This is a genomic window from Pseudarthrobacter sp. NPDC080039, assembly GCF_040702335.1.
Lineage (GTDB): Bacteria > Actinomycetota > Actinomycetes > Actinomycetales > Micrococcaceae > Arthrobacter > Arthrobacter enclensis_A.
In genome coordinates this window covers 1-4,573 of record NZ_JBFBKY010000059.1, presented here as the reverse complement: position 1 = coordinate 4,573, position 4,573 = coordinate 1, and the positions used below count along the sequence as shown (strand labels likewise).

3 protein-coding genes are annotated in these 4,573 nt (G+C 62.1%); 1 reads left to right on the top strand and 2 read right to left on the bottom strand.

Translation table 11 applies throughout. The features are described 5' to 3' along the window. Positions 1–609: 609 nt before the first annotated feature. Together AB0313_RS21980 and AB0313_RS21975 are read right to left on the bottom strand one after the other, a co-directional pair. Entirely contained in the window at positions 610–2,148 is a 1,539-nt protein-coding gene (locus tag AB0313_RS21980; RefSeq protein ID WP_366308448.1) for an MFS transporter, read from the bottom strand. 726 nt (positions 2,149–2,874) lie between these two features. After that, on the bottom strand, positions 2,875–3,006 hold the full coding sequence (locus AB0313_RS21975) for a hypothetical protein (RefSeq protein ID WP_366308446.1): 132 nt from the start codon (positions 3,004–3,006) through the stop codon (positions 2,875–2,877). Positions 3,007–3,344: 338 nt separating this feature from the next. On the opposite strand from AB0313_RS21975, the gene AB0313_RS21970 reads away from it, so the two are divergent. Further along, entirely contained in the window at positions 3,345–4,208 is an 864-nt protein-coding gene (locus tag AB0313_RS21970; RefSeq protein ID WP_366308444.1) for an NAD(P)-dependent oxidoreductase, read from the top strand. Positions 4,209–4,573: the final 365 nt, after the last annotated feature.

The following is a 4,573-nucleotide window of genomic DNA, read 5'->3' as shown; positions in this document are numbered from 1 at the left end:
CTCTTCGCCATGCTCCGAGACGGAACCCTCTACCAGGAGCCGGAACCACGAAACCACCCCGCAGCGGCTTGACGAAAACCATAGAGGCACCCCCCCGAGGATTCTGACCGACAAAGGGTCACTTCGGCTCCTGCTTCCGGACGCTCCGGCGGAAGGTTCACCCTGGTTTCAACCACACGTCATGAAACCTTCCGGAAATTCACAGGCTACGGATATTGCTTGCGCTTTCCGGGCACCACGAGAAGACCACGGAGACGGTCTCCATCAACGTCGCAACAGGTCTGCTGCTTACCCAAGGCCGGCTCGAAATGCAGTGATACTCCCGCCCTTGTGGGCCGGGCAGTTTCTGGCAGGCTATAAGGGAACCGGCAAGGCGATGACAGTCCTGGCGACTCAAGCCACGAACTTGCAGATCTGTTTCGGTGTGGAACGCCCTTTTACCGGGGTGGGTATCCGTCCGTCAGTTGCACGTCGCGTACTGATGGAAGCAAGGGTCCTTCCCTCAAACCGCAGCTCGGCAAGGGTCTGCTCCACAGAACACTTACTGGTCGGAGTGAGAGGCCGAAGCTGGGCCCCGTCAGAGGGGGTCGACTCAACGATGGCGCGGGATCAGTGTCCCGCGTTGTGTGAGGAGACCGTGCGGGGGAGTGCGAAGACCAGAACGAAGGCGATCACGGCGAAGATGGCGCTGGTCCCGATGGCGCTGGTTGCGCCGTCCATGAACGCAGCGATCAGGTCCGCCTTGCTGCGGACCGCGGGCAGATTGGCGACGCTGAACAGAACGCTGCCGATGACGGCGATTCCGATCGCGCTGCCAATGCGCTGCACGGTGGAAATGACACCACTGGCGGCTCCGGCCTCGCGGCTTTGGACGGTCGCAACGATGAACTGGGCGTTGGGTGCAATGAACAGGCCATTACCAAGTCCTGCGAAGAACAGTGGCGCCATCAGGATCCAGAAGGTGAGGTCGGTGCCGTCGACGTTTAGGAGGATGATCCATATTGCCATGAGGCCGAGGGTCACCAAAGCTGTGCCCAGGATCAGGACGGTGCGGCCAAGCCGCATGGACAGCCGGTTGCTTTGCGCGGATCCGGCGATGGAGCCAATTGCGAACGGCAGGGAGACGAGACCGGATTCCAGGGCCGTGTGGCCGAGTCCTGCCTGCCAAAGGAGGGAGATGGTGAAGAAAATGCTCGTGAACGCGGCGAAGTAGACGAGGGCGAGGATTGTCCCGCCCGTGAAGGCCGGGTGGCTGAACAGGTGGGGTGGCACCAAGGGACTTCTGCCGCGCTTTGAATAGAAAATTTCCCACATCGAAAACAGGACGATGAGCACAACACCGACGCCAAGGACAATGAATGTCCACGGCAACCAATTGACAGTCTGCCCTTCAATGAGGGGGACAAGGATTGCCACGAGGCCCCCGGTCAGCAGCAACAAGCCCAGCCAATCGATACCCCCGGACGGCTTTTGCGTGCTTGGATGGCCGGCATCCGCCATGAGCCTCTTCCGGCCCGGAAGGAACACGACGGCGAGAGCCAGGGCGATGATGCCGACGGGAAGGTTGACACCGAACACCAGGCGCCACCCGTTTGTTGAACCGAACCACTCGATGAGGAGACCGCCGACGATCGGACCCAGGGCGGTCGATACCCCAATCACGGCGCCCATGATAGCGAACGCCTTTCCCCTGACCCGGCCCGGGAAAAGAATCTGGATGAAGGCCGTGACGGCCGGCACGAAGATGCCGCCCGCCAACCCCTGAACAACCCTGGATACAATCAGTTGCATGTCCGTTTGGGCCAAACCGCAAGCGAGACTTGCGACTGTAAAAAGGACGAGCCCCGTAAAGAACACCCATTTGTGGCCGAACCGGTCGCCCAGCCGACCGGCAGGGATAAGCGCAAGACCAAAAGCGAGGGCATAGCCCGAAATAACCCAGGACAGCACGTCTTCCCCGGCCGGAGGATTACCGGCGCCGTTGACGTTATCCCGGATGGTCGGCAAAGCGACGTTCACGATTGTGGTGTCCAGCAGGGCCATGAACATCCCGATCAGCAGCACGACCAGCGCGCGCCAGGCATGCGGAGAAGCCCCCTCCGGGGCTTTCGGGCCGCGGCTCCGGACCGGGGAATTAATATCTGACATCGGAGGTTCCTCAGCTTTCAACCGTTATATCCAGGATTTCGAAGACGGCCCTACGAACACTTGGTTCAACATTCTCCTCCTTCGCGGGACTCCGCCCCGTGGCGCTGCAGCGTTAGTGGTGTCATGCCGGGGATGCGACGAGCGAAAGCTCCGACGAACAAGATATCGGCATTGGTCCGCCGATCCTTCACTTTTCCATACGACTCACACGGCGGCGCATCGGGACGAGGACGAGTTTTGCTGCCCCAAACAAAGCCAGAAGCGTGGTGAGGGCGGCCAATTGCCCTGAGACCCTCAATACTCCCACAATCAGGGTTCTTTGCCCGGAGGATTTTTGCCGGCAAGGGATCACTTTGCCTTCTGTTTCCGGGCGGCTCCGGCGGAAGGTTCACCCTGGTCACAACGCCTCGTCATGAAACCTTCCGGAAGTCCACAGGCTACGGATATTGCTTGCACCTTCCGGGCACCATGAGAAGATCGGGACGCCTTGGACGACCCGTCCGGAGAAACACCCACCCTGGCACCAGCAGCTCAGACAGGCAACACTGCTGTCAGAGGTCCCACTGGATGGGGCGATGGCCATGACCCGACGTGGAGAGTCGGTGATCAGCGACGGCCGTTTACGGATTACCACCCTGGCCGGATACCTCAATCGTCTGTGCCGCGACGCAGTGGGCCGTACTACCGGGCTGTAAGGATCTCGGGATGGCTGGTCAGCGTTCGGCCTCAGTCTTCAGCCGTCCCGTAAACGGGCATGGCCCGTTCTACATTGGTCCTGGCGAGCAGAGCCTCGACAACCTCGGCCACCAAATCTTCCTTGTCACGGCGCCTGGCGTCCTCCATCAGGGCGTCCTCCACGCGTGCGGCCTGCCAGAGAGACCAGTGCCTGGAGACCATAGGCGACAGGGACAGTGCCGAGGCGTAGACCCGTGAGGGCCAAGCGGACGTCCGCCGGGGCTGTGTCCACGGAGGCTGTGAACAAGCTGGGAGTCCAGGATGCCCTCACGGGCGACACGTTGCTGTTGGCGGTGGTAGGTCCGGTTGTCCTAGAACTGACAGGGCCACGCGCCAGCGACCGCCTGCGGTCTAGGTTTGGGCTGGTGATGCCTGGCCCGATCAGCGTGGCCAGGATCCACGGCGGTGGTTCTCAGCCCGGTGCGGCTCGGAACAGTCGAACAATGTCGAGGAGAGTACTGATGAAAATTGCGGTGACGGGTGGAAGCGGCAAGCTGGGCCGGCACGTGGTGCGGCACCTTACGGAAGAGGGCCACCAGGTGCTGAACCTGGACCGGACCGGTGAACGAAACCCCGGTCTGGTGGTGGTGGACCTGCGGGACTACGGCCAGGTCGTAGATGCGCTCCTGGGCGTGGACCGCCGGCACACGGGCTTCGACGCCATCGTCCATTTAGGCGCGATCCCTGCCCCGGGACTTTCGCCGGACGCCGCGACGTTTGAAAACAACATGCTCTCCACGTACAACGTGTTTCAGGCGGCGCGCCGGGCTGGGATCAAGAAGGTGGTGTACGCCTCCAGTGAGACTGTCCTGGGCACACCGTTCGACGTCGACCCGCCCTATATTCCGGTGGACGAGGAGTACCCGCCCCGGCCGGAAACCACGTATTCCCTCGTGAAACGTCTGGAGGAGCAGATGGCCATCGAGATGACGCGCTGGGACCCGGAACTGAGCATTGTTGGGCTGCGGTTCTCCAACGTGATGGATCCGGAAGACTACGACGCCTTCCCTTCGTTCGATGACGACGCCATGCTGCGCAAATGGAACCTGTGGGCCTACATCGACGGCCGGGACGGCGCGCAGGCCGTACTCCGGGCACTGGAGAACGGCAAACCGGGGTTTGAAGCCTTCATCATCGCCAACGCGGACACGGTCATGAACCGGTCCAGTGCCAGCCTCGCGGCGGAGGTCTACCCGAACGTGAAAGTGGTCAAGGATTTGGGCGAACACGAGACCATGCTCTCCATCGACAAGGCCCGGCGGCTGCTGGGCTTCGAACCACAACACACCTGGCGCACCAGCCACTCCAATCCAACCACGAACTAAGCGACCTGAGGCAGCCCGTGGCCTTGGGCAACAGCAGCGCCGTGCTGAGCGGCCGCTGGCTCGCCCAGCAGCTAAGGATCGGATCGTGCTCGTGCTCGTGCTCGTGCTCGTGCTCGTGCTCGTGACCAGGGCGACACACATGCCGTGAGCGCCGCTGGCTTCGGCCCCCGAGTCTATGGCCGGGGGACCGAGATCCATTCTTTGTCGAGCTCTGAGGTGATTCCAGCCATTTGCATCCTCCTTTGCAGCCGCTCTCGGGAAGTCTGAAGTGGCGGGTTCCCCTGCGGAGAGGTCGTTGCTGGGCGACGACGGGGGCCGGGTAGGTTGCGCCGCCGTCGCCGTTGACGCTGAAGCCCACTGGCTTC

Bases quoted from the DNA above. Each gene is read 5' to 3' on its own strand.
- AB0313_RS21980 (WP_366308448.1), bottom strand. From the start codon at position 2,148: ATGTCAGATATTAATTCCCCGGTCCGGAGCCGCGGCCCGAAAGCCCCG.
- AB0313_RS21970 (WP_366308444.1), top strand. From the start codon at position 3,345: ATGAAAATTGCGGTGACGGGTGGAAGCGGCAAGCTGGGCCGGCACGTG.